At 43.0% G+C, this 25109-nt stretch carries 18 protein-coding genes and 1 pseudogene; 11 read left to right on the forward strand and 8 right to left on the reverse strand.

What is annotated here, in order from left to right:
• The first annotated feature begins 46 nt into the window (after positions 1-46).
• Entirely contained in the window at positions 47-703 is a 657-nt protein-coding gene (locus JMX83_RS00080; protein WP_058025499.1) for a heme exporter protein CcmB, read from the forward strand.
• 144 nt (positions 704-847) lie between these two features.
• On the opposite strand, the gene JMX83_RS00085 is transcribed toward JMX83_RS00080, so the two are convergent.
• A complete protein-coding gene (locus tag JMX83_RS00085; protein WP_201597869.1) occupies positions 848-1729 on the reverse strand; it encodes an IS982 family transposase in 882 nt (293 codons plus the stop codon).
• A gap of 236 nt (positions 1730-1965) precedes the next feature.
• Here JMX83_RS00085 and JMX83_RS00090 point away from each other — a divergent pair, with 236 nt between their 5' ends.
• The 3 genes from JMX83_RS00090 to ccmE all read left to right on the forward strand — a co-directional run bounded on the left by JMX83_RS00090 (position 1966) and on the right by ccmE (position 3750).
• Positions 1966-2754 (forward strand): heme ABC transporter permease, encoded by a 789-nt coding sequence (locus tag JMX83_RS00090; protein ID WP_201597871.1) that lies wholly within the window; start codon positions 1966-1968, stop codon positions 2752-2754.
• Between the two features lie 16 nt (positions 2755-2770).
• A complete protein-coding gene (gene ccmD / locus JMX83_RS00095; RefSeq protein WP_201597873.1) occupies positions 2771-2992 on the forward strand; it encodes a heme exporter protein CcmD in 222 nt (73 codons plus the stop codon).
• Positions 2993-3246: 254 nt separating this feature from the next.
• On the forward strand, positions 3247-3750 hold the full coding sequence (gene ccmE / locus JMX83_RS00100; protein WP_058025465.1) for a cytochrome c maturation protein CcmE: 504 nt from the start codon (positions 3247-3249) through the stop codon (positions 3748-3750).
• Positions 3751-3867: 117 nt separating this feature from the next.
• Here the strand turns inward: ccmE and JMX83_RS00105 are convergent, their stop codons facing one another.
• From JMX83_RS00105 to JMX83_RS00135, 7 genes are all read right to left on the reverse strand, one after another.
• Positions 3868-4716 (reverse strand): aldo/keto reductase, encoded by an 849-nt coding sequence (locus JMX83_RS00105; RefSeq protein ID WP_201597878.1) that lies wholly within the window; start codon positions 4714-4716, stop codon positions 3868-3870.
• 367 nt (positions 4717-5083) lie between these two features.
• Complete coding sequence (locus tag JMX83_RS00110; RefSeq protein ID WP_201597879.1) at positions 5084-6064, reverse strand: MetQ/NlpA family ABC transporter substrate-binding protein; 981 nt, start codon at positions 6062-6064, stop codon at positions 5084-5086.
• Between the two features lie 169 nt (positions 6065-6233).
• Positions 6234-6920, reverse strand: a complete 687-nt coding sequence (locus tag JMX83_RS00115; RefSeq protein ID WP_201597883.1) for a methionine ABC transporter permease — start codon at positions 6918-6920, stop codon at positions 6234-6236.
• A gap of 19 nt (positions 6921-6939) precedes the next feature.
• The gene (locus JMX83_RS00120; RefSeq protein WP_201597885.1) at positions 6940-7710 is read right to left on the reverse strand and encodes a methionine ABC transporter ATP-binding protein; all 771 of its coding nucleotides are present in this window, start codon (positions 7708-7710) and stop codon (positions 6940-6942) included.
• Between the two features lie 254 nt (positions 7711-7964).
• Complete coding sequence (locus JMX83_RS00125; RefSeq protein ID WP_201597887.1) at positions 7965-10040, reverse strand: sensor histidine kinase; 2076 nt, start codon at positions 10038-10040, stop codon at positions 7965-7967.
• 76 nt (positions 10041-10116) lie between these two features.
• On the reverse strand, positions 10117-10839 hold the full coding sequence (locus JMX83_RS00130; protein WP_058025471.1) for a response regulator transcription factor: 723 nt from the start codon (positions 10837-10839) through the stop codon (positions 10117-10119).
• A 305-nt stretch (positions 10840-11144) separates the two neighbouring features.
• Positions 11145-12401: an efflux RND transporter periplasmic adaptor subunit gene (locus tag JMX83_RS00135; protein WP_201597889.1), complete on the reverse strand. Its 1257-nt coding sequence runs from the start codon at positions 12399-12401 to the stop codon at positions 11145-11147.
• Positions 12402-13079: 678 nt separating this feature from the next.
• Between JMX83_RS00135 and pilG the strand changes: the two genes are divergently transcribed.
• From pilG to JMX83_RS00170, 7 genes and pseudogenes are all read left to right on the forward strand, one after another.
• Complete coding sequence (gene pilG / locus JMX83_RS00140; RefSeq protein ID WP_057761576.1) at positions 13080-13457, forward strand: twitching motility response regulator PilG; 378 nt, start codon at positions 13080-13082, stop codon at positions 13455-13457.
• A gap of 183 nt (positions 13458-13640) precedes the next feature.
• Positions 13641-14003 carry a response regulator gene (locus tag JMX83_RS00145; protein ID WP_201597892.1) on the forward strand — a complete coding sequence of 121 codons (363 nt, stop codon included), beginning with the start codon at positions 13641-13643 and terminating at the stop codon, positions 14001-14003.
• Between the two features lie 3 nt (positions 14004-14006).
• Entirely contained in the window at positions 14007-14537 is a 531-nt protein-coding gene (locus tag JMX83_RS00150) for a chemotaxis protein CheW (RefSeq protein ID WP_201597893.1), read from the forward strand.
• A 303-nt stretch (positions 14538-14840) separates the two neighbouring features.
• Positions 14841-16127, forward strand: a pseudogene (locus JMX83_RS00155) (methyl-accepting chemotaxis protein); the annotation flags it as partial.
• Positions 16128-16235: 108 nt separating this feature from the next.
• Entirely contained in the window at positions 16236-17174 is a 939-nt protein-coding gene (locus JMX83_RS00160; protein ID WP_227675643.1) for a CheR family methyltransferase, read from the forward strand.
• 30 nt (positions 17175-17204) lie between these two features.
• Positions 17205-24113 carry an Hpt domain-containing protein gene (locus JMX83_RS00165; protein ID WP_201597898.1) on the forward strand — a complete coding sequence of 2303 codons (6909 nt, stop codon included), beginning with the start codon at positions 17205-17207 and terminating at the stop codon, positions 24111-24113.
• Complete coding sequence (locus JMX83_RS00170) at positions 24103-25104, forward strand: chemotaxis protein CheB (protein WP_201597900.1); 1002 nt, start codon at positions 24103-24105, stop codon at positions 25102-25104. Before JMX83_RS00165 ends, JMX83_RS00170 begins: the two co-directional genes overlap by 11 nt.
• The last annotated feature ends 5 nt before the right edge of the window (positions 25105-25109 follow it).

Raw genomic sequence — 25109 nt, forward strand, 5'->3', positions numbered from 1 at the left:
TAAAAACTCAAATGTTATTGTCACAACGCCGCGCAGTATTGGGTTTATGCAGTTGTGGCGCCGTGAATGGCAAGTCAAGCAGCAAGGGGCGGTGCAATGGTTGTACCCATTGGTACTGTTCTTAGTGATTATCACCTTGTTTCCACTAGCGGTCGGTAGTGAGCCTGCGTTATTGCAGCGTCTTGGCGTATCAGCCGTGTGGATTGCTGCATTGCTGTCACTGGTAATGGGTGTTGATGGCTTGTTCAAGCCTGCGCTTGATAATGGTACGCTTGCACAATTGGTCGTGGCCAAAGCGTCACTACCATTATGGGTGCTGATTAGACTGGTCATTCACTGGATTTTTAGCAGTGGTATTGTGGCATTGCTTAGTCTGCTTGCTGTGCCGCTATTTCAACTCAGTTGGTTTGAAGCGTGGATATTGATGGCGTCTATCGTGACAGGCAGTCCGATGCTTTTGATGCTATCCGCAGTCGCCAGTAGCTTAACGCTATCATTGAAGAATGGCGCGGTGCTAGTGCCTTTGATTGCGTTACCGATGCAGTTGCCAGTATTGATTTTTGCCACAGGCGCGGTTGACTTATTTGCCACTGGCCTGAATGGTCTGCCGATCTTGGCCTTATTGCTGGCAGGAAGTATCATATCTGTCTTAGTCATGCCGTGGGTGATTGCGCTGACCCTAAAAATGTCATGGCTCAATTGATTAATGTATTTGCCATATATTAGAAACCCAGTCGTCTAAATCCAGTTGTCTGAACTCCATGTATTAACATCGTGTTGAAAACGGGCAATTTTGCTATAATAACCCCAGTTCGGGATAAGCCACATTGTAACTCATTGATACTATTTACAATGTTGCTACCTGTCCCTGCTGAGGCATGTTTTTGATGGTGGGTTTATAGGGAAACCAGCAATAAGCAATTAAACCTGACAGCAAGTTTGTGATAAACCCCGTGACACTACGATGGCGTGAGTGTTCGATTTGGCACAAGTTTTTAAGCTCTCCAAACACCGTTTCAACCAAAGAGCGATGATTGAGTAGTGCCTCATCCATAGGCTCAAGTAATTGGGGTTTCATATTACGCCGAAGTTTAGTTATCAACGTGGTATCACTGTGTTTTGTGAGCCACGCGTTTAGTGCTTTACTGATGTATCCTCTATCACCAAACAGCTTACCAAATAACGGCGTTGTCATATCCTTAACAGGCACTCTGTCATCCGTATTACCCGCAGTGACTTTAACAGATACAAGCTCGCCCTTATGATTGATAATGGCGTGTAGCTTAAAGCCATAGAACCAGCCCATGCTGCTTTTGCCTCGGGTTGCAAGTCCCTTAAAGACTTTATGACGGTAGATACGCTTGTTATGACAAACTGCTATCTTGGTTGAATCAATATAGCTGATACCCGTACAGTCGCCCATCATGCTTTGCAAGTAGCTGCACAGTGGCATGATACTGCGCGGCACAAGCTCTATAAATCGCGAGTAGCTCGGCAGATTTGGAAATTCCCGTTTCATCATGCCAAGCATGTGATGGTAGTAAAACGCCTTAAACTGTCGATAACGTAATTGATGAAACAGTACCAAGATGGTCATAATCTCTGCTACACTTATCTGGCATACTCTTAACCTTTGGTGTCCCGTTGCGATTAAATGAGCGTCAAACTCAGGTTTGAATTGCTGATAAAAGTCGTCAATATGGCAGTATAGTTCGGTTAGGTTGTCCATGTAAGAAGTCCTTTTTGCTTAAGTGGTCTTGGTAAACTTACTTTAGCAACTTCGGACTTCTTTTTTTATCTTTTTTTTGAGCGCTTATCCCGAATTGGGGTTATAATAGTCAATTGAATACGTAAACAGCTCTTTGTAGATTCTATCCAGTGTTTAACGCCAGCAGGTGAGCTGATAGTGTGCTTTTGTAGGCCACGTCGGTCATGACCAGTAAGCTGTGTAATAGGTTTATTCCCATGCCCAACCTGAATAACGTCTCGTCTCCTAGCCTATGGCAGCGCATTTGGCAGGGCTTCTTGACCACTGTAGGCACCAAGCAGTTCTTTCGGATTTTTAGTCCTTGGGTCAAGTGGCTCGCGATATTAGCCAGTCTCTGTTTGCTTATTGGTAGCGTATGGGGTCTTGCTTTTGCGCCGCCTGATTATTTGCAGGGCAATAGCTACCGTATTATTTTTATCCATGTCCCAGCAGCCAGTCTTGCTATCTCTATTTATTTTTCCCTTGCCGTTTTGGGGGTGATTTATTTGGTGTGGAAAATTAAGACCGCCAGTCTGGTCGCGCAGGCACTTGCTCCGATGGGGTTTTTGCTCTGTGTGATCAGTTTGCTCACAGGGTCTATTTGGGCAAAGCCAACCTGGGGGACCTACTGGGTATGGGATGCGCGTCTCACTTCAATGCTGATATTAGCGTTTCTGTACGCAGGGGTGATGGCGCTGTTTGCTGCCTTTGAGCACACGGCCAATCGTGGTAAAGCGGCTGCTATTTTATCTATCGTGGGCGCGGTAAATCTACCGATTATTAAATATTCAGTAGAATGGTGGAATACCTTACATCAAGGTGCCACTTTTAGTCTGACCGAAGCACCGAAGATGTCAGCTGATATGTGGATGCCACTGTTGCTCATGATTATCGGCAGTTATTTACTGGTCGCGACCATGGCGATTTATCGTACCAATACGCTGATCTTACATCGTGACCAAGGCAAAGCATGGGTCAAAGAATACATTCGCGCTCAACACAAATAACGGCTAGGAACCTACTATGCAGCCTTACTTTTATAGCCTATCTGAGTTTGTCGCCATGGGTAAGCATGGGGTCTTTGTGTGGTCATGTTGGGCGATTACCATCGGCGTGATGCTGGCCTTTATTATTTATAGTCGCAGACAAAGACAAGCGCTTATCAAGCAGCTGACTATACAGCAAGCGCGTCAGGCACAGCGCACGACCAAAACATCCACACCGATCACCAAGCAATCCGACTGAGAAATTATCTTAATATCAGGGTTTTAGCGTAAGAAACCCTATCCTTTTACTGACAAAAATATGACCTCGCGAGTAGCTATAGGGCTTATTGATTTGTCCGAAAAATGCTATCATATGATCATTAGAAGATTACGATTAGAAAGATTTTTTGACAATGTTTATTGAAAGCGTTTTTCTAATCGTCGTTTCTTTAATATTTTCTGTTTTATGGGCTAATTGTCTTTAAAACAGAGACTCATCAACGAGGTAGAGGTATGAATGCAGTTCGTCGGAAAAAGCTGATGTGGGTGATGTTTACGCTGGCAGGTGCAGCTGTAGCAGTCATATTGGTTATTTATGCTATTGGGCAGCAAACCGACTATTATTTTGATGCGACCGCTATCGCTCAAGGTGAGGCGCCTCAAGACAAGCGTATCCGTGCTGGTGGTATGGTGGTTGCAGGTAGTGTGCAGCGTGCAGCAGACAATCCATTGAATGTTGAGTTTGCGATTACTGACTTTCAATCAACCGTACCTGTGACTTATCAAGGTATTTTGCCAGACTTATTTGCCGAAAACTCAGGCGTCGTAGCCACGGGTAAAATGCAGGGCGATACTTTTGTCGCTGGTGAAGTATTGGCAAAGCATGATGAAAACTATATGCCACCAGAAGTCGCTAAATCCATGAAAGAAAACAATCGTAATGGGGTAGCAGTACCTTCTTCTGAACAGTATAATCCTGCCGAAAGAATTCATGAAACTGAAACCCTGCAACAGTAATAATGATAAGTATTGATTACATATAAAAAGGCCACCGATAATCGGTGGCCTTTTTGTGCATAGTACTAAGCTATTTAACTGATTGCTTATTTAACTAATTATTCAAGTAACTGATTACTAGTCATCCCATACAGGGCTATAGTCAGGATGCTCAATCTTACGACCATCAGAACTTGCTAGCTTACCGATTCTTTCTAATTCATCTGCACTCAACTCTACTTTAATGGCGTCTAAATTGCCTTGTAAGTGGTCAGGGTTAGACGTTTTTGGAATAGCAACACGGTCTTTATCCGACAAAATCCATGCCAATGAAATCTGCGCTGGCGTTACGTTATGCTTATCTGCAATCTCTTTGATAATATCATTATCAAATACATCGCCACGAGCGAGTGGTGAATAAGCTTCTAGCAAAATATGATGGTTGTTCAAAAAGGTTTGTAATGTATCTTGCTTAATGAACGGATGAAATTCAACTTGGTTTACGACAATAGGTACATCCGCATATTTTTCAGCTTCAGTGATGTTAGCAATATTAAAGTTCGAGACACCGATATGACGCGTTAGACCTTGCTTTTGTAATTCACACAATGCGGGTATAGTCTCAGATAATGGTACGCGGTCATCAGGCCAATGTAGCAACAATAGATCGACATAGTCCACGCCCAAATTTTCTAATGACTTTTGAGCAGCAGCTTTCAGCTTTTCTGGCTCAAACTTCATGTCATCAGGAAAAATTTTGGTGGTTAAGAAAAACTTATCACGAGCCACGCCAGACTGCTTAATACCTTCGCCAACTTCTTTTTCATTGTCATACGCTTGAGCGGTATCAATATGCTCATAGCCCATCTCTAGACCCTTTTTGACCACATCTATGCAGTCTTGACCAGTTGACTGCCAAGTACCTAGTCCTAGAACGGGAATATTGGCTTTTCCAGCGGTACGAATATTATAGTTTTTAGTACTCATATTTTTATCCTTATTTTATTTATAATTTATAGTATGTTTTGAGTTAAAAATGGTTTTAAGCAAAACATTTAATACAGTTGATACTAGTAGAAAAACTTAGCGAACCTAAGCATTTGTTTAGCTTATCTAATAATCAAGCTTGTCTACTATAAGAAAAACTGGAGCAAAGTGGAAGAGTGTGTGACGCATCCCTACAAAGGACAAACAGGCTGTAACGTGATTTTGATCACCAGTTAGAATGTATAAAATGTTTAAAAGTGCAAAACCTCAAACTCAATGCCATAAAAAAACGCCCATCACGGTTAAGTGATGGGCGCCGATAATCATTGAAATACCCTTATATTTGGGTACTTATGATTTTAATATCTTACTGAGCAGCGGCTTCTGTAGTTGCAGTGTCTGCAGTTTCAGTTTTGGCAGCAGTGTCTGTCTTTGCGCTGTTATCAGAACCCCAGATTTTTGGGTACTTATAGCCAGGGAAGGTTTCGTGAGCATACTTTTTGAAAGCTTCTGAGTTATAAGCGTTGGTGACATCTTCGACCCATTTCTTACCAGCATCAGCAGATTTGATCGCTGACCAGTTCACATAAGCAAAACTTGGCTCTTGGAACAATGCTTCAGTCAGCTTGATGCCAGAGTCAGTTGCATAGTTACCGTTGATTACTGCAAAGTCAACTTCATCACGCGCGCGTGGTAATTGAGCGGCTTCTAGCTCAACGATGTCGATATCATATTTGCTGTTGTCAGCGATGTCAGCTTTTGATGCAGTCAATGGGTCGATATCGTCTTTTAGCTTAATCCAGCCAAGATCGTCCATCATGACCAACGCACGAGCAAAGTTACTTGGATCGTTCGGTGCAGACACACTCATGCCTTTGAATGCTTCATCTAGGCTAGATTTTTTACCTGAGTAGATACCAAGTGGAGCTGTTGGTACTTGGAATACTTCAACAAGATCAAGGTTGTTCTCTTTTTTGAAGGTGTCAAGGTAAGGCTTGTGCTGGAAGATGTTGATATCCAAATCGCCTTCAGCCAATGCAAGGTTAGGACGAACATAATCAGTAAACGCAATCAACTCAACCTCATAACCCTGAGCTTCAAGAGTTCCTTTCACTTGGTTACGAACCATATCAGCAAAATCGCCTTCAGTCGTACCGATAACGATTTTGGTATGTTCAGGATCGATGTCGCTAGTGCTAGCAGCAGTTTCTGCAGTGGCACCTTCGGTAACAGGCTCTTGATTCGCTTCTGGCGCTGATGAGTTGCTGCAACCAACTAAGACCAAACCTGATACGCCAACGGCGGCAAATGCGGTGGCTAACTGACGGCTGATATCTGTTAATTTCATAATATGTCCTTAATAATGAATGGGATTGAGTAAAGCGTTTATCGTCGATACATTAAAAAAGCAACATTATAAATAGTAATGCTGCTTTTTTGTGAGCGCTGAGACAAGGGTTGAGTGTTGCCAAAAATAAACCTAGTCGCTCGCAATGTCAAGTATTCTCTAAAGCGGTTTAACGTTTGTCTAAACGATTGGCGAGCCAGTTGCCAGAGGCTTGAATCGATATAACCATGATGGATAGTACAATCACGATAAAAATCATCACCTCGGTCTGATAGCGATAATAGCCATAACGAATGGCCAAATCACCCAAACCACCACCGCCAATCATACCAGCCGCCGCTGAGTAAGATAGCAAACTGATACACAAAATGGTGACAGAGAGTACCAAACCTGAGCGCGCTTCATTGAGCAGCACTTTGATGATAGTAAAAGGCCTGGCGCCCATCGACTCGGTCGCTTCAATAATACCGCGCGGTACTTCACGCAAATTTTGCTCAACCAAACGCGCAAAATAAAATGAACCTGCAATCGCCAGTACGAGCGATGCGGCAATCGGACCGATACCAGTACCGACGATGGCCTTGGTAAACGGACTCATCGCAATCATCAAAATTACAAAAGGGAAGGCGCGCATAAAGTTAGTAATGCCGCCGAGCACGCCATATAGTGTTTTGTTTTGCAAAAACTGGCGATCACTAGACAAAAACAAGAATACGCCAAAGAGCCCACCGATAAGGATAGCGACCGTGGTTGAAATACCAAGCATGACGAACGTATCAACAAACGCGCTCACAATCTCTTTGCGTAGGGCAAGCAGCTTGTCTATAGAGGCGGATAATTCAGTACCAGTTAACATATCTATTTCTCCTGCCTCATTAGTCCTCAACGACTAAGCCTTTGCCAATCGGGGTAGTTGCCTGAATCAGACCATCTCGTACATCGGCCACTTCTAATAGCTGACCTTGATGCAATAATGCTGCGCGATCACAGAGTCTGCGAATGACGCTCATCTCATGGGTTACGATGACGATGGTCACACCAAGTTGATCATTGATATCGCGCAAACAAGTCAGCAAACTGCGAGTCGTTGCAGGATCAAGCGCACTGGTTGGCTCATCGGCCAGCAATACTTTTGGACTCGGTGCAATCGCGCGGGCAATACCGACACGTTGCTTTTGCCCACCGGATAGCTGCGCAGGATAATGTCCAGCGCGATCTGTCAAATCGACAATCTCAAGACATTCCATAACGCGTTTATGAATATCGCGGCTAGGGTAGCCTGACACTTTTAAATTAAATGCTACGTTGTCAAAAACCGTTTGATTAGACATGAGATTAAACTGCTGAAAAATCATACCGATATTGTGACGGGCGATACGCAGTTCACTGGCAGATAGCGTGGTCAAGTCAGTACCGTCTATCACCACTTGGCCTGAATCTGGACGCTCAAGCATATTAATCAAACGCAATAAGGTGGATTTACCTGCGCCTGAATAGCCCATTAGACCAAAAATCTCGCCTTGTTTGATAGTCAGAGATGTCGGCTCAACAGCAGTAAACCAATGTGGTTTGCCGTCTTTGTCTTTGATTGATCGGTCGCTTAAAAAACTTTTGGTCACATCGTTTAAGACAATCATGTCATTCATGGAGGGCTCAAAATTCAATAAATTTTTTAATGGTCATCGTGTGTCGTTATGCTTCTATTACTAGATAAGAAGCCCATCAAAACAACAACAGTCAATAACCGTATAATAAGGGGCGGTAATATAGCATATTATCAGCCACTTTGGATATGCACATCCGTGACTGACTTATGATGAATAGCTATTAAGGAAGGAATGTTTGAGGGGTATCAGTGGCAGTAATATTAACAAAGCAACATGTTTTCAAATATAGCTGACTACTCATGCTGATTGTAATGAGGGTCATGCTTAACGGGTATGGCGACTAAGAAGCGAGTATGACCGTTTAGCGTATCAGTAGTGATCCGCCCTTGATGCGCGGTGACAATCTGTGAAACCAAAGATAAGCCCAAACCAGAACCTTTGTTTTTCTGCTGCAATCGTACGAATGGGCTAAACACTTCTTCGCGTTTCTCTTCAGGAATACCTGTGCCTTCATCAATCACTGCTAGCACCGCGTATTTCGGTAGTGGGCGCACAGGCTCAGTTTTTGCCTTTTTTAGATGCTTAGCAAATAAGCCTTCTTTGCGCGGTGTGGCTGAGGCTTCGTTATTATTTTGGGTGTTGGCTTTAGTGCCGTTTTTCGCTTTATCTTTGTTGCCATTTTTGCTGATAGTTGTATCAGTTGCTACTTTGTCAGTTTTTCGATTGCTATCATTTTTAAGAGCATGCGCACGATTATCGATTGTTTCATTTGTAGATTCGATAAAATCATTATGTACGGATTTCTTAGCGTCTTCATTAGAGTCTAGGGTGTCTTTAGAATCAGGAATGGCCTTCCAAATCACTTTATCTAAATCGGTGCTAGCAATATGAGCATCAAGTTTTACAGAGCTTGGGGTGTTTCTAATAAGGTTAAGATCTGTATTCATATCAGCATTTACATCTTCATCGACTGCTAGATTTTCGCCATTCTTGTAGATTGGCGGCGCTGGCAAGACAGCTATTGGCTCGACTGACTCCGTTTTGTCTTTATTGCTCAGAGTAGAGTCAGCATTTTCGAGTGAAGCAGATTCGTGTGCATCACTGTTGGTATCAAGCGACTCTTCATAAGAGTCAAAATCCAACAAGCTATTATAATCGGTGAAACTGCTAGAGAGCACGGTCTGCAATAGGTAATCAGGAACAGTGCCAGCCTCTTCGATAGTCTGAACGCCGTACAGTAACACGGTAACGGGCGGCTTGCCGTGAAGCATGGCATTGGTCAGTAGATTACGGATGAGATGAGTCAACATTGATGATTGACCATCAATCATGATGTGCTCACCAATCAGCGTGGCTTCAGGATAGTGCTGACGTTCTTGATTGACCAAATCGTATAAATCCAAGTTTTCAATTTGCTGCAGCGCATGACCTGCATCTAGACGACTGACCAACAATATACTTTCGACCAAATCATTGAGACCTGACAGATCGCGAGTGATGGCATGAGCGCGTTTATCAAACTTGGCTTTGGTGTCAGACGGTAGAGCACCAGCCAACATATCCATCATTTCAACCTGCAAGCGAATGCGCGTGATAGGCGTACGCAGCTCGTGAGAAGCATGCGCCAGTAATAAATTATTGGCATCAACGAGGTGCTCAATCTTTTGCGCTGCTTGGTTGAACCCACGCGCCAATGAGGCAATTTCGTCATTACCACGCGCGTTCACTCGAACCGTAAAATCCCCATCGCCTAACTGAGCCATCTGCTGACTTAACTGATCGATACGCCATGTCATGGTACGGGCAATCAGCCACAGAACACCTGCCATGATAATGAGCAGCAACAAAGTACCCGTAAACAGATTCAGCGCTGCAGAAAGTACGGGCTTTTTAGGAGGTAAACGTGACTCATACAGCAAAGTATAGCCAGTGCTGCTATAGACTTGAGCCTGCTTAGTAGGGGAGGTATCTGCAAATGAAGGGAAAACACGTGAAAATAAAGATGGCGTAGGTGGTAGCTCTAGTGGCAAATCGCTATTATCGGTTTGCATGAGCAGCCGACCTTCGCTATCGTACAAGCCCATTTTGGCCTGTAGTGACTCATCAAAAATATCAAAGCTTTTTTTGACAACAGCCAGCATAAATCGTGATTGTAGGCGATTGTCCTTACTAATAGAGATGTTCAACTCGTGCAGAAACGGATCAATTTGACCCAAAATCTGCGTGGCCAATATCTCTGAGCGGATTCCTGCGTCCTTGTCATGCACCAGCTGGGTCAATAGCACCATAGCAACTGCAAATAAAGTAAGTGCCAGCATAACGCTGGCAAATAGTTTGGCAAATACGGAACGAAAACCCAATTGCTGCATTAAACAATCTCTGTTATTGGACACTAATATCGACTGAGCTTAATATACTCTCTATCGATTAATCCATCTTTTACGATCAAACCTGATCAGTGGCAAATTGATAACCAACACCGCGCACCGTGATAATGCGTTTTGGTTGACGTGGGTTGTCTTCGATCAAAGCACGCAAACGTGAAATATGCACGTCAATGGCACGATCGATGTTATCTGAGCTGTCGTCATTTGGCATTGCCTGCCAAAGCTGCTCGCGATTTAATACCTTGCCAGAATGAGTAGCAAAATAGTGTAGTAATTGGAACTGATGCGTCGTTAAACGTACAGGCTCGTCATCGATAGTAACTTCGTGACTGTCAGGGAACACACTCAAACGACCAAAGGTTAAGCTATCTGACTGGCTATCTGCTTGGTTTGGTTGCTCATGACGGCGGATAACCGCACGGATACGGGCAAGAAGCTCACGCGGCTCGAAAGGCTTTGCGATATAGTCATCAGCACCCATCTCCAGACCTAACACGCGATCAGTTGTATCCCCTTTTGCGGTCAACATGATAATAGGCACTTTATTGGTCATATTATTCTTGTTGCCACGAATTTTTTGACATACTTGCATGCCATCCATGTCAGGCAACATCAAATCAAGTACGACCAAATCGATATCACGCTCTTTAGTATCTAACAGATCAAGACCTTCTTGACCCAAACCTGCATGATGGACGTCATAGTAATTCATGGTCAAATAATCACTGATCAGCTCTGCTAAATCTGGATCATCTTCAATCAATAAAATCTGCTTGCTCATGGGATATCCTCTAATTGTTGTTATAATTTGCCAAAAGTCTAATGTGCGCTAGTCGCTTAATCATGATACATGATAGAAGTATCAATAATTTTTACATTCTATGCCATTAAACCTTTGAGCCTCTAAGTTTTCAGGTGTTCTAGAGTACTGAACTATCATGATGATAAAAATACGTAGTGATAAAAATAGTCCTAAATACTCGGATAGTGCTATATATAATACGACTATATTGCCCAATGATGCTGTTACAAAACAAGATAGGCTTTGTTAATGTTTCTACCAAATGTAACTGTCAGCATGAATTGCTATGACACGATGACTTTTTTGCCTTCAGAATCAATAGGTAAGTCAGCCAAGCAAATTAAACTATCGTTACTCACACCAGCAATCAAATATTGTTGCGTGGTCGGATCATACTCAACAACCTCAATAGGCTGGCGTGTCAAACGCTGGTCTTGGCCAATAATCCAGACATTAGCTGTTAAGGGTTTAAGCGGCATGTATGGCGGTTTTTGTAACTCTGTTAAGTCAACATCATGTAAGGCGCGCTTAGGCACGATAGTACCCACATCTATTTGTCCATAATTGACTCGCCCCGTGACCTTCATTTCTGGTTTTAGCTTGTCACGGCTGGCTTCATTGTCAATGACGTTAACATACACCAACAGTTTTTTTGGCTGGCTGGTAGGCACAAGCTTACTGACCTGACCTGTAAACTTGTCAGTGATACCTTCGGTCGTAAAATTGACAGTCTGACCAACTGAAAGCTGAGGCTCCGCTTGAATGGGAAGTGTAGCCGCAAAGTGCAATTTGGTCTCGTCACTAAGTTCTAATAGGGGAGTGCGCGCCGCCATTTTTTCACCAGTGGTGGCATATAGGTTTTCTACACGACCTGAAAAGCTAGCAGTTATCGTCACCAAATTATATTGTGGGTTTGGTTTTTTATTATCAGCTTTTACACCATTACTATCGGCGTTATCACTATTATCTGTCACAAGGTTTGCTGCTGACGACTCTTCTTTATCATTGCTAGTATTATTTACATTAGCATCATTATCAACAGATAAAGTTTTAGTAGGTTTAGGATCAGAGTTGTCGTCAATACTTGGTGTATTCTCTGGTTTCTTATTATTGGTAGTGCTTGTCACTATCTCTTCTTTAGAAGAGTTGGCTTCTGTAGATGTGTCTGATTTTACGGTAGGATCGCTCACCGCCGCCAAACGCCTGACAACTAGTAAGGGCGTACCTTTTTCTACCCATTGACCTTCGCTAACGAACGTTTTTTCTATATTGACTGGATGTACTGCAACAAATTTGGTTTGTTTGATAGGTTCGATGCTACCTTGCAGCCCTAGACTTGGCTGATAACGTGAGGACTTTATACTTAGTATGTGTTCAGGCGTCATCGTAACACTATCACTGGTAATGACAACGGGGGAGTCTGCCGTTGCCGTGTTTTCAGGAGCGACTGATTCATTCTCAGGTGGTGAGGGCTGACAAGCAGCAAGCAATAAAACGCTGAGCAAGTAAAGGCTTTTTTTGGAATGTTTAAAGGCTGTCATAGCAGTTACCGTTATAGTCGTCGCTTCATTATATAGTGAATAGATACGCGGTGGAACAATTGCGCCATACTTACTAATCTTAAGTAGCGTAAGCGTTTGTCGTAAGAAAACAGATGTGGTTGCCGACTTATTAAATAAGAACAGCGATTTATGATACTCATTAGTTAGAACATTAATTCGCTAATGACTGGAAAAGCATCAATAACTGTGCTAAAACAAACATAACGAAATACTGTGATACATTTTTATCACAAAAGAAAATTATTCAGCAATGTGGTTATTGATTCTATATAATGCAGGAATATCATAAAGTTGGTTGCCTCGTAGTTTGAATGACGTTGTCACTGACAGTAAGTAAGTTCAAAATTTTTGAGTATTTTAAGAGATAATACGACTTTGCTTGATGGTTATAGAAGTAAAATATTGAGCCTAAAAAGCTAAGAACCGCACTCAATTTTATGAGCTTATTACGAGCAAAGTGCGTATAGTAACTCATGTTGACGCTGTGTTTGATGGGCAGACACTGATAAAAGGTATTCACTGTCATAAAATGTCTAATAAAATCTTAGTCTTTTGTATTGGTCTAACATTGACTGATATCATGACTTAAGATGATCGTTAGAGCTTTATATAGACAGAGAGCGTTACGAATAAATAGTCGTTCATAGGATAATGATAATGGAAAATAATTTTGAAGGTTTAAAAGTAATGGTGATTGATGATTCAAAAACCATTCGCCGTACCGCAGAAACCTTGCTACAAAAAGCGGGTTGTGAAGTCGTAACCGCTATAGATGGCTTCGATGCCTTAGCAAAAATTGTTGATAACAACCCAGATATTATTTTTGTCGATATCATGATGCCGCGCTTAGATGGCTATCAGACTTGTGCACTCATAAAAAATAACCCTGATTATGCTAATAAACCCGTGATTATGTTGTCATCTAAAGATGGCTTATTTGATAAAGCCCGTGGCCGCATCGTCGGATCTGATGAGTATTTGACCAAACCATTTAGTAAAGATGAGCTTTTTGATGCAATTAACCAGTACCGTTAATCAGCTCTATAGACTCAAATATAGTGATTGCTAAGATTAAAAATAATGACTCACTATTTAAGTGACTAACATACTAAATGATTAGCATAAAAATAAATCACGAATAAGTTGTTGGGCATCATTTTCAATCTTTTTATCAACAATATATCTTCATAGATATTTTAGAAAATAAAGGAAAATCCTATGACTACCGTTTTAGTCATTGACGACTCGCCATCAGAAATGGCGAAATTTCGCGACATGCTTTCCAAAAATAATTTTCAAGTATTAGAAGCATCAAATGGCGAGCAGGGCTGTCAGATGGCAGCTGATCACCTGCCAGATGTCATCTTAATGGATGTGGTCATGCCAGAAATGAACGGTTTTCAGGCTACGCGAAAAATCACTCGTGGTAAAACCACCGCTCATATACCTGTCATTATGATTAGTACCAAAAATCAAGAAACCGATAGAGTGTGGGGCAAGCGTCAAGGTGCCAAAGAGTATATGAATAAACCAGTCGATGAAAATGGATTGGTCAATATGATTCGCAAAGTGATGGAGTAACTTGTGGCCTCTAGAGGATTTATTGAGCTTCTGCGTCTAGCAGACTTGGCACGTGCGCGCAAAAGTGGTCGCCGCGGTGGTCAAGAGTTTGATTGGCAAGGGGTGGTATTTGAGATTGGTGGGCAGCGCTTAGTTGCCCCTATGGGTCAGGTATCAGAGGTATTATCCATGCCAGAATATACTAGCTTACCTCTAGTAAAGTCTTGGATGCTAGGTATTGCCAATATTCGCGGACGATTACTACCTCTGACGGATTTGTCACACTTTTTACAAGTGCCAAGTCGCTTGTCACAGCTAAGCCAGCGAAAAGTTATTGTAATCGATCATGACAATAACTTTTCAGGGCTACTAGTCGATCAAGTGCTTGGTATCGAACAATTCACTCAGGAACAATATCGCCCAGAAGCGATTGATTCCAATTCACCATTTGCACCTTATAACCATGGTAAGTTTTTGAAAGACGAGCAGGAGTGGTACGTTTTCATGCCAAGCTTGCTGGCACAGGATCTGCAGTATTCAGATGCTGCGATATAGTAATCGATAATAGAAGACCTATTTATTCGGTAACGACAGATTGATAGCGACTGACACGATACAGTGGGATGTCAGTATTTATACAGGCTTTGCTAATCATTGTTTTGATAACAATAAGATTGTCAAAGTCAGTCACGATAAGACTTTGACGATTGTTTGAAAGGAATACGCAAGATGAGTGATGTTAAAAGAAAACCTGTAGCTGGCGTGGGCCAAACAGCAGTAGATGGCAAAAGCTCTGATAGTACATGGAAATTGTTGTTAGGATTTTTTGTGCTATTAAGTTTGGCCTGTCTGATTTGGCTGATCAACTCCCTATCAACGGTAAGTCAATACTTTGATAGCTTTGATCAATCGGTTGTTTTACCGGCGGCGATATTTGCAGTCGGAGCCGTGGGTATTATGTTTGCCTCATATCAGTTGCTCAAGCAACGTGGTGGATCGGAGCGTTTACTGATTGAAAAAGAAACGTTACGCCGCCGTCAAGAAGCAGAAGCAGAGTCTGAACGAGCTCGTCAAATTCAAGAAGAAAACGAACGTAACCAGATCGCTATTCTACGCCTACTTGATGAGTTGGGTGATTTGGCAGAAGGTGATTTGACGGTCAATGCTACCGTATCAGAAGACTTTACAGGGGCAATTGCTGACTCAGTAAACTTCGCAATTGACCAATTACGTCAATTGGTCTTGGTTATTAACAGTACCGCTGACCGAGTTGCACAGTCTTCAGATCAAACGCAGATGAATGCTGTTGAGCTTGCTGAAGCTTCTGAACATCAAGCGCAAGAAATTGCTGGCGTATCAGCCGCTATTAATGAGATGACCGTGTCAATTGACCAAGTTTCGAATAATGCGTCAGAGTCTGCGACGGTTGCTCAGCGTTCAGTTGCCATTGCCTATAATGGGGCAGAAGTTGTACAGCGTTCGATTGAAGGTATGAACGTTATTCGTGATCAGATTCAAGAGACGTCTAAACGTATCAAACGCCTTGGTGAGTCTTCGCAAGAGATTGGTGATATCGTTGGCTTGATTAACGATATTGCAGACCAAACCAACGTTTTGGCATTGAACGCCGCTATTCAGGCATCGATGGCAGGTGAGGCCGGTCGAGGCTTTGCGGTTGTTGCTGATGAGGTTCAGCGTCTGGCTGAGCGTTCAGCGAATGCGACCAAGCAGATTGAAACCTTGGTAAAAACCATTCAGGCGGATACTAATGAAGCTGTTATGTCGATGGAATCGACGACATCTGAAGTAGTACGTGGTGCTCGTTTGGCAAAAGATGCTGGTGAAGCACTAGAAGAAGTACAGAGCGTTTCTAACACGTTGGCTGACTTGATTCAGAACATCTCAAATGCTGCATTACAGCAGGCTGAATCTGCTGGTCATATTTCTCATACTATGAATATCATTCAAGATATTACTTCACAAACCTCATCTGGTACGCTTGCCACAGCACGTTCTATTGGTGAGTTGAGTGAAATGGCTGCCGCACTACAAGAATCTGTTACCGGCTTTAAAGTATCGAACGATGATGAATTGTTAGATGATGAAATGACTCACTCTGAACGAACCTTATCGGAAATTGTCTAACCTTTTAGCTTGAATGTTGAAGCGGTATCGATACGTTTTTTACATAAGGTTTTAATTAAAATGCTGTATAGGTTCTGATGCCGTGCAGCAGTGATAATAGCAGGTGACGTGAACAATCATACACAAGCAAAAAAGGCTCTATCTAATACATTTGAACCTGTATGGGGTGACGAGATGATACAGGGCGATAGTGCTAATTTGCAGCAGTGGCAGCGATATATAGAACAAGAGATTGGCTTCATATTGCCAAATATGCAGCTGCAGTGGTTGACCAATGCCATTGACCATACAGCAACGTTAAATGGACTCACTACCCAGCAGCTATGGCATCAGTTGCCTAAAGATAATGAAATTCGCCAGCAGTTGTTGGATAAGGTGCTGATTCATGAGAGTCGCTTTTTTCGCCATAGACCTTCTATAGCCTTTATCACAAAATATGCAGCAAATTATCAACGAGCAAATAAAACGGATACACCATTTCGCATTTGGAGTGTTGGTTGTGCAAGTGGGCAAGAGACTTGGTCGCTGGCTATGAGTATGACAGCCGCGCAGTTGTCCAATCACGTGATACTGGGAACAGATGTGAGCGAGCAGGCGATTACAAACGCGCGGTTAGGACAATATGATAAACGGCAGCAGTCATTAATTCCTCAAAATTGTCAGCAGTTTGTTCACCCTTTGATCACCAAGAATGCAGGTACTGAGCTGAGTATGGCTGATGCTTCTAGTAAAGCAGAAAGGTCTATCAATACTCACGTTGATTGGCAAGTAGCGCCGGCTTTGCGACCTTATGTTAGCTTTGCTCTGCACAATGTTATTGAACAAAAACCACCCACTTCGCATCTCCAAAATGTGATTATCTGCCAAAATATGCTGCTGTATTTTCGTAAATTTGATCAGCGTGATATTTTGGCACGTTTATCAGAGCAGTGTGCGATAGAGGGATATATTATATTGGCTCCAGGTGAGGCGTTGTTTTGGCGTCCTTCGAATATGCGCCGTATTGCGCACCCACAAGTGAATGTGTGGCAAAAAATTAGTGCCTAAATTAGTGCCTAGACGAGTTAGGATAAACCTATGAAAAAGCAGCCCAATGACATAGTGACGCTTGAGTGGTTGTCGCCACTGCTCAATCAGCAATTATCACAGATATCTGATGGCTGGCAATCAGGTGCTGAAATCGACAGTTATCAACAGATGACATCGCACTACCATCAGATTAGCGGCGCGCTGACGATGATTCGCTTGCCTCTACTAGCAGATATTGCCAATAAGTTGAGCCTTATGGCGAGCTTGGGGGAGAGTGATGATCTGTCTACTAGAAACTGTCAAATAGGCAAGTTTTCTCATAAGTTGTTACAACATGCGCTCAACCAATATGCGCGTGTAGGCAAATACAACCGTGCTCTAATAAATAAAGCTACTAATGAGCTTGCCCAGATACTATCGCAACGAGGTGTGGAAGCAGACGCGTTTATAGATGCTACTGATACCCAGCACGATCATCGAAATAACGATGATATTCATGAAGATATTGTTCATGAAGATATTGTCAATAGCATTCAGATCGCAGTACCCACGAGTAATGTCACGACCAATTTGGAAGATCAGCACTATCAGCAGATGTTACTGGTGTGGCGACAGCAAGTACAAAAATTGCTGGTTGCCAATAGTAATCAGGCACCTGTTCTACAGGTTTTAGAAAAAGTTAGTCAATATCTATGGCAGACCACTCAAGACAATGATTTACAGCGCCTATGGTATTTGACTCAATTGTGGCTGAGTGATCTTGCTCATAATGAAGCGCCGTTACCTGAATATTATGCGCCACTATTAGGTCAGCTTGATCGCGTCATAGAATCTGCTACTCAGCCAGCCCAGTTATCTTCGAGCCTTGTCAAAAGCTTAATCACCAGTGTCTATATCCAGCTCAGCTATTTAGAAAGTAGTAGCGAGCGAACTCAATCTATCCTTAATGACGTATCACAGCACGGGCCTGCGACCTCACGTTTTTTAACGCGATTACTCAGTGAGATTGAGACCTTTATCTTTAATCTAGATAAGCCAGATACGCTAGTCAATCCTCTACGACATATACAAGGCCAGCTTGAGAGTCGAGGTTGGGTACAATACGCGTCGCAAGTCGAATCAATCCTTACCGATTTAGAGCAAGCACGCTTGTCAGAGGCAGAGTTTACGCAGCAGCAATGGCACATTGAGCGCAAGCTACAAGAGCTCTATAGTGCTATTTATGATACCGAGCAGGCAATATCACTCAAAATCGGCGCTGCTGCTTCTTTTGCTACTATACCTGAAGCGTTTGATAGCAGTGATGTAAAGGGTGAAGATAGACATGAATCAGTTTCTAATGACAGTGATTTACGTGAGCTACGTATTGCCGTTGAGGAAATCAAGGAAGGCTTTAACGAGTATATACAACGTCAAGATATTCAGTCTTTACCAGCCATTGCTGACTTTGACAAAATTGCCCATGCTTTTGATGATATGGGACTGCCAGTCATTAGTGAGACGATAGAAAATATAGGTAGTATATTCACGCAACTGCTCACTCACGAGATTGCTGTACTTAGCTGGGATGTGACCCAAGCCTTGGCAGAGAGTCTGACCTCGATTGAATTGTTACTCGACTATCTTGCGCAACAAGTCTTTGATCAAAACTTACTGACGCAGGCAAATGAGTATGCAGCGAAAGCATCACAGCTTCTTCATGCGTATGTGACATCACCAGAAACGATTAACGAGACATGGCTGACGCAAAAGCCAGTCGCGATGAATGTGCTTCGTTATGATGATAGTGGTGAGATCGCACCTGTGATCAGTTCAGATGATGAAACGGTGATAGCAGCGCAAGATACCACTGATACTAGTCCTAATGTAGAGAGTGACGCATTGCTGCGTGCTCGTGAACAAGTCAAGCCTGACAATTTTGAAGTTGATGAAGAGATTCGTGACATCTTTATCGAAGAAGTCACTGAAGTAATTGACGATCTGGAGGATTTTCTGCCTATTTGGCAGCAGGATGCACAAGACTTAACACCATTGACTGAGGTGCGTAGAAGCTTTCATACCTTAAAAGGCTCAGGCCGCATGGTTGGTGCCTTTAGCATCAGTGAGATGGCATGGTCAATAGAAAACCTACTTAACCGTCTGTTGGATAAAACACTCCCTGTAACAGACGATGTCGTACGTCTGGTGATAGAGACGGCGGAACGTTTGCCAGTGCTACTGACAGATTTTGCCGCACAACAATCACCGAGCTTTGATCCTGCTATTACTATTCTACAAAGTAGTAACCTAATGGCGCAGCAGCCTGTCAATGCTGGTTTAGATACGTTTGAGACTGGAATCACTGAAACATCAGTTGAAGTAGCGTTAGGTATCAATGACTCTGACTCAATGGATGATTTATCGTTAGAAACATTACTTTCGAGCGTTGATGCTGCTGCAGGAATAGATTCTGAAAGCAATAATACAAATGTACTAGCATCGCTATCTGGTTTAGAGATTCCAGCAGTACTTGTCCCGTTTATGCAAGAAACCGAGCAATTAGCAGCCGATGCGAATGATGCAGATCCTGATATTAAAGAGATATTTATAGAAGAGGCCGAGGAAGTACTTGCCGAAATCGTACCTTTATATGAAGGTTGGCAGCTAGCATCGACTGACCTAGACGCCTTAAAAGATATCCGTCGCGGTTTTCATACCCTAAAAGGCTCTGGCCGCATGGTGGGCGCTAACTACACCGCCGAGCTAGCATGGGCGATAGAGAATATGCTTAATCGCGTATTGGATCATAGTGTTGTTGTCTCAAGCGATATGGGTCAGCTGATGTCAGATGTATTGGCCGCTTATCCTGAAATGTTAGTAGCATTTGAAAACAATAGCCAAGATTACCCAGCTTTAGTGCCTTTATGGATTGCCTGCGCCAATGCCTATAGTAAGCAACAGGGTGATGCGTTTAGTTACTCTCGTTTATATGAGCAAGCAACAAGCCATTCTGAAGATGACGCCGCGCAAGAGCCCGTATTGGCGACTAGCATAGACGAAGCCAATCCTACCTATGATGAGACTAATGAAGCGATAGACATGACGTTACAGACCTTCCATTCTGTCAACGAAAAAATGGCAGAGGCAACCGTCGTTCTAACGCCTCAAAGCGAAGAAGAAAAAGCATTTTGTAAGATATTTATTGATGAAGCAGAAGAGTTACTTCATCACATTGATCAATTTGTCAGCGACAATCAAGATCAGCAGCTTATTGAGATAACGGATGAAATAGTACGTGCATTCCATACGTTGCGAGCTGCATCTGGCTCCAGTGCTTTGGCTGCTATCAGCGAAGTTAGCGCAACAATAGAGCATAGTTTGGAGCTATTGCAGCAGCAAGATACAGCGATGAGCGCCCAACATTTAGAGGCTTTAGCGCAATCTGCCAAGCTGATAAATGGTTATTTAAGTAGCTACAAACAAAATATTCAGCAGCGTAGTGTTATAGAAGAAGATTCACACAGTCAGCAAGAGCAAGACATAGCGTCATTGCAAGCAATGCTGGCTGAGCAGTATGTCATTAGTGATGCTGATGCGACCGTTGTTACTGATAGCAAACCAACGATAGAAGAGCTATTAGATAATAATATCGATACGTTATTAGATGCTGAGTGGGAGTTAGAAGAGGCGCTTGGTCATGCTGAAACAGAACACAGTCAAGACTATATCGCGCAGCAAATTTCACAAATCACCTGTTTAATAGATAAAGCTCAAGCATTTCCAAAATTCATTACCGTTCTGAATGAGCTTGGTAATGCCTATAGATACCTGAGTGATAATATTGATAAAGCGAGAGATAGAGATATCCAATCTATTCTACTGTCGGGTCATGCCCAGTTGATTGGTCTATTCGATGCGCTAGCTGGTAGTACGTCACTGAAAATAGACCAGCAGGTAATGAGTGATCTACAAGGTATCTATCAAAATGATAGCCTTGATGATAACGACGAAGGCTTTGTAGTTCGAGCTATTTCGGCACCTGAAATCCAATTTGAAACGATTGATACGGATATTGAGCTATTAGAGATTTTCTTAGAAGAAGCTCAAGAGCTTGATAATGCGCTAGATGAGAGTTTCAATAAATGGCGTGACGATATTACTAATATCAACTCGCTAAAAGTATTACAGCGTCATTTGCACACCATTAAAGGTGGCGCACGGATGGCTGGCATTCGTAGTATTGGTGATCTAACTCACGAAGCAGAAAGTGTTTATGAGTCTTTTGTAGAAAACAGACGGGAGCCGACGACACAATGGCTTGAGATTATGCAAATGGTGCAAGACACGATGTCGCAACAAGTGATGCATATCGTGAATCATAAAAAATCTTTTTTTACCTCAGAGCTTATTGAGCAGTTAAAAGTACTTGAAAGGGAAAAAACCTTACCAGAAACGGTAGAGCTGATCATACCAGTACCGAAAAACTATTTTGAACCAGACGTCCAAAACGTAGTGGAGGATAAAGCTAATATCAGTACTGAGACATCAGAATTGCTCAGCCTAGATACCATGATTAAGCAATCATGGGCTAATGGGTTGCCTGATCCAGACATATTAGCAGTGTTCTTAGAAGAGGCAGAAGAGCTTACCAATCGTAATAAATACCTGCACTTGTTCTTAAACGACACAAACAATACCACAGCATTACAAGCGCTTCAGCGAGATCTGCATACCATTAAGGGCGGTGCCCGAATGGTGACTGCGTCCGGTATTGCTGATTTGGCTCATGAGATGGAGTCGGTTTATACAGACTTTGTGAGTAACCGTCGTCCCCCTACTCAGAAAGTATTAGAATTGCTAGTTGCCAGTCATGATTGGCTTGCCGATGCCGTATTTATTCTTCAACAAAATGTGAATCCACCAACGCCTGCACTATTAATCGAGGCGTTAGAGCAGTTTGGGAGAAATCCTGATAGTCTCAAACAAGTTCCTAAAGAATCTCTACAGTCTCAGCGCGAAGCAATTTTGATTGCCAAAGAAAATCAAGACTCTCACTATCTTGCAAAAGATATTAGCGAGATGCCATCTATGTTCAGTAACACTAATGAGGAAGATGACAGCACTAGTAGTAATGAAATGATTCGTATCTCAGGTGGTCTGATTGAGCATATGATTAACTTATCTGGTGAGTCAGCGATTAACCGTGCCCGTATTGATATGGGTATTAGTAGTTTGACTAACAGTATTGAAGAGATGGGTACAACGGTACAGCGACTGGCAGATCAGTTACGCCGTATGGAGATTGAGCTTGAAGCTCAGATTTTGTCACAGATAGATGATGAGCTCATTGATAATGAGGATTTCGATCCACTAGAAATGGATCAGTATTCTTCACTGAATCAATTGTCAAAATCATTGACAGAATCTGCCTCGGATTTGGTTGATATCAACCATACTTTACTAGAAAAGACTCGTGACAGTGAAAGCCTATTGCTACAGCTATCGCGGACACAGACTGAGTTGCAAGATGGGCTGATGAACTCGCGTATGGTGCCATTCACGCGTCTGACACCGCGTCTTGAGCGTATTGTTCGTCAGACCGCTAATGAGTTGAACAAGTCCGTTGAGTTGACAATCATTAATGCTGATGATGAGATGGATAGAACCATCTTAGAACGTATTACTTCACCGCTTGAGCATATGCTACGAAACGCTGTCGATCACGGTATCGAAACTACCTCGACGCGTCTCAAAGCAGGCAAAGAACGTAGTGGGCATATTACGCTTGAGGTCCATCGAGAAGGTAGCGAGATTGTTATCCAACTATCAGATGATGGCCGTGGTATCGATGTAGAGGCGGTACGCAATAAAGCTATCTCTCAAGGTCTTATTGATGCAAACGATGATAGTCTCTCTGATCTTGATATCATGCAATATATCTTCAATGCTGGACTGAGTACCAGTAAGCAAGTGACACAGATCTCTGGCCGCGGCGTTGGCATGGACGTTGTGATCAGTGAAATCCGTCAATTAGGTGGTTCCGTCTCGGTTGTTTCAGAGCTTGGCAAAGGCTCTAACTTCACGATGCGTTTGCCATTGACCGTCGCTGTGTCTGACGCTTTGGTCGTGCGCGCAGCAGATCGCTACTACGCCATACCATTGGTACAGATCGAGCGCGTGGTACGTGTCAACCCAGAAAAGCTATATGATTACTATCAGTCAGATGCTGCCACCCTGAACTTTGAAGATACCGAATACCGTGTACGCTATCTAAACGAGATTCTATCAGGTAATAAACTGAATGAGCTGGTCGTCAATACCAACACCAGTCTGCCGCTGATTATTATTAAAAACCGTACGGGACAAAACATCGCACTACAAGTTGATCAAATTGCAGGATCACGTATTGAAGTGGTTGTTAAACCCCTAGGCCAGCAATTATCGAATATACCGGGTATTTCAGCTGCTACTATCATGGGCGATGGTTCGGTGATGCTCATTTTGGACCTGATTGCGTTAATGCGAAATGCGCAGCTGGTGAAGAACAGCTCGAAATCTGCCAGTGCCAAGCGAGGACGTATAGAGTCCAAATCGACGGTGTTAGTAGTCGATGACTCCGTGACCGTACGTAAAGTGACCTCTCGTTTCTTGGAGCGTCAAGGGTTCAATGTGGCGGTTGCAAAAGATGGTATCGATGCGCTCGAGATATTACAGGACACGACGCCAGATATGATATTGCTAGATATTGAGATGCCGCGTATGGATGGCTTCGAGGTGGCGACTCAGGTCAGATTCAATAGTCGATTGCAACATATCCCAATTATTATGATTACCTCACGTACTGGCGAAAAGCATCGTGAGCGTGCTCTAGAGATTGGGGTAAATGACTATATGGGTAAGCCATTCCAAGAAAAAGAGTTGCTTGAAAAAATCCAAAGACTACTTGGTGAAGAGGTCAGCCTAACTAATGAAGGATAATGCACGTGTTTTAGCACTGCGACAAAAAAATAATAATGAGATTAAAGTGCTGGTGGTGGCAGAAGATCATCGCCAGCGTGTGGCTTTTTCGGACACCGTACGTAGTTGCGGTTTCACGCTTGTCGGCTGTGTATCATGGGCTCAGTGGCAAGAAAAAAGTGAGCTGTCTAATGTAGATATCGATATTTGGCTCATAGACAGTGATTATGATGACAGTGTTGCAACCGCAACGACAGCTTCCAAATCTGCTGCTGTCTTGGTGGGTTTTAGTCAGGCACCCTATCTTAACGAAGCACAGCAATATGCCAAATGGCAGCGTAAGTTAAAACGCAAACTGGCGAAGCTACTGGCGCTACCAACCTTACTGGATACTGCTGCACATAAGAGTGATGATGCTGAAAGAAGTTGGCAATATGTCGTATTTCTGGGTGCATCTATGGGTGGTCCTAGTGCAGTAAAAGAGTTTTTAGATAATGTACCAGCGACACTGCCAGTGTGCATTTTATTGGCGCATCACTTCAATCAGACTATGATTGGTACATTACCAAGGATACTTAATCGCCATAATGATTGGCGCTGTGAGGTTATCGCTTCCTCGCAGCGTTTGCGAGCAGGACAATGTCTTATAGCACCGATCGATAAGCAGATTGTCTGTGATTCGGCAGGTCGGGTGATACTGTTGGAGCAAGCGTGGAGCGGTGAATATAAGCCTGCTATTGGTCAGCTTCTTAAAAATACCAGCGATGTTTATGGTAGCGATCTAATCAATATTATATTTTCGGGCATGGGTAATGATGGCTCTCAGTATTTGGATATGGTTCAAGACAACAACAGCCAGTTGTGGGCGCAAGACCCTAGTCTGAGTGCATGTCCGAGTCAACCTCAGGCTATTATTGATTCAGGGTATTGTGGTTTCGTTGGTAGTCCGACAGATTTGGCAAAAAAACTGACTGATTATATTGGTGAAAGGGCAGCAAGCCATTCACGCTAACTGAT

Origin of the sequence: Psychrobacter piscatorii, from assembly GCF_904846415.1 — a bacterium.
Classification (GTDB): domain Bacteria; phylum Pseudomonadota; class Gammaproteobacteria; order Pseudomonadales; family Moraxellaceae; genus Psychrobacter; species Psychrobacter piscatorii.

Coding starts and splice junctions, on each gene's coding strand:
- JMX83_RS00080 (WP_058025499.1), top strand. CDS start 47: ATGCAGTTGTGGCGCCGTGAATGGCAAGTCAAGCAGCAAGGGGCGGTG.
- JMX83_RS00135 (WP_201597889.1), bottom strand. CDS start 12,401: ATGACAGCCTTTAAACATTCCAAAAAAAGCCTTTACTTGCTCAGCGTT.
- JMX83_RS00120 (WP_201597885.1), bottom strand. CDS start 7,710: ATGAATGACATGATTGTCTTAAACGATGTGACCAAAAGTTTTTTAAGC.
- JMX83_RS00170 (WP_201597900.1), top strand. CDS start 24,103: ATGAAGGATAATGCACGTGTTTTAGCACTGCGACAAAAAAATAATAAT.
- JMX83_RS00145 (WP_201597892.1), top strand. CDS start 13,641: ATGACTACCGTTTTAGTCATTGACGACTCGCCATCAGAAATGGCGAAA.
- JMX83_RS00115 (WP_201597883.1), bottom strand. CDS start 6,920: ATGTTAACTGGTACTGAATTATCCGCCTCTATAGACAAGCTGCTTGCC.
- JMX83_RS00125 (WP_201597887.1), bottom strand. CDS start 10,040: ATGCAGCAATTGGGTTTTCGTTCCGTATTTGCCAAACTATTTGCCAGC.
- pilG (WP_057761576.1), top strand. CDS start 13,080: ATGGAAAATAATTTTGAAGGTTTAAAAGTAATGGTGATTGATGATTCA.
- JMX83_RS00090 (WP_201597871.1), top strand. CDS start 1,966: ATGCCCAACCTGAATAACGTCTCGTCTCCTAGCCTATGGCAGCGCATT.
- JMX83_RS00085 (WP_201597869.1), bottom strand. CDS start 1,729: ATGGACAACCTAACCGAACTATACTGCCATATTGACGACTTTTATCAG.
- ccmE (WP_058025465.1), top strand. CDS start 3,247: ATGAATGCAGTTCGTCGGAAAAAGCTGATGTGGGTGATGTTTACGCTG.
- JMX83_RS00130 (WP_058025471.1), bottom strand. CDS start 10,839: ATGAGCAAGCAGATTTTATTGATTGAAGATGATCCAGATTTAGCAGAG.
- JMX83_RS00105 (WP_201597878.1), bottom strand. CDS start 4,716: ATGAGTACTAAAAACTATAATATTCGTACCGCTGGAAAAGCCAATATT.
- JMX83_RS00110 (WP_201597879.1), bottom strand. CDS start 6,064: ATGAAATTAACAGATATCAGCCGTCAGTTAGCCACCGCATTTGCCGCC.
- ccmD (WP_201597873.1), top strand. CDS start 2,771: ATGCAGCCTTACTTTTATAGCCTATCTGAGTTTGTCGCCATGGGTAAG.
- JMX83_RS00165 (WP_201597898.1), top strand. CDS start 17,205: ATGAAAAAGCAGCCCAATGACATAGTGACGCTTGAGTGGTTGTCGCCA.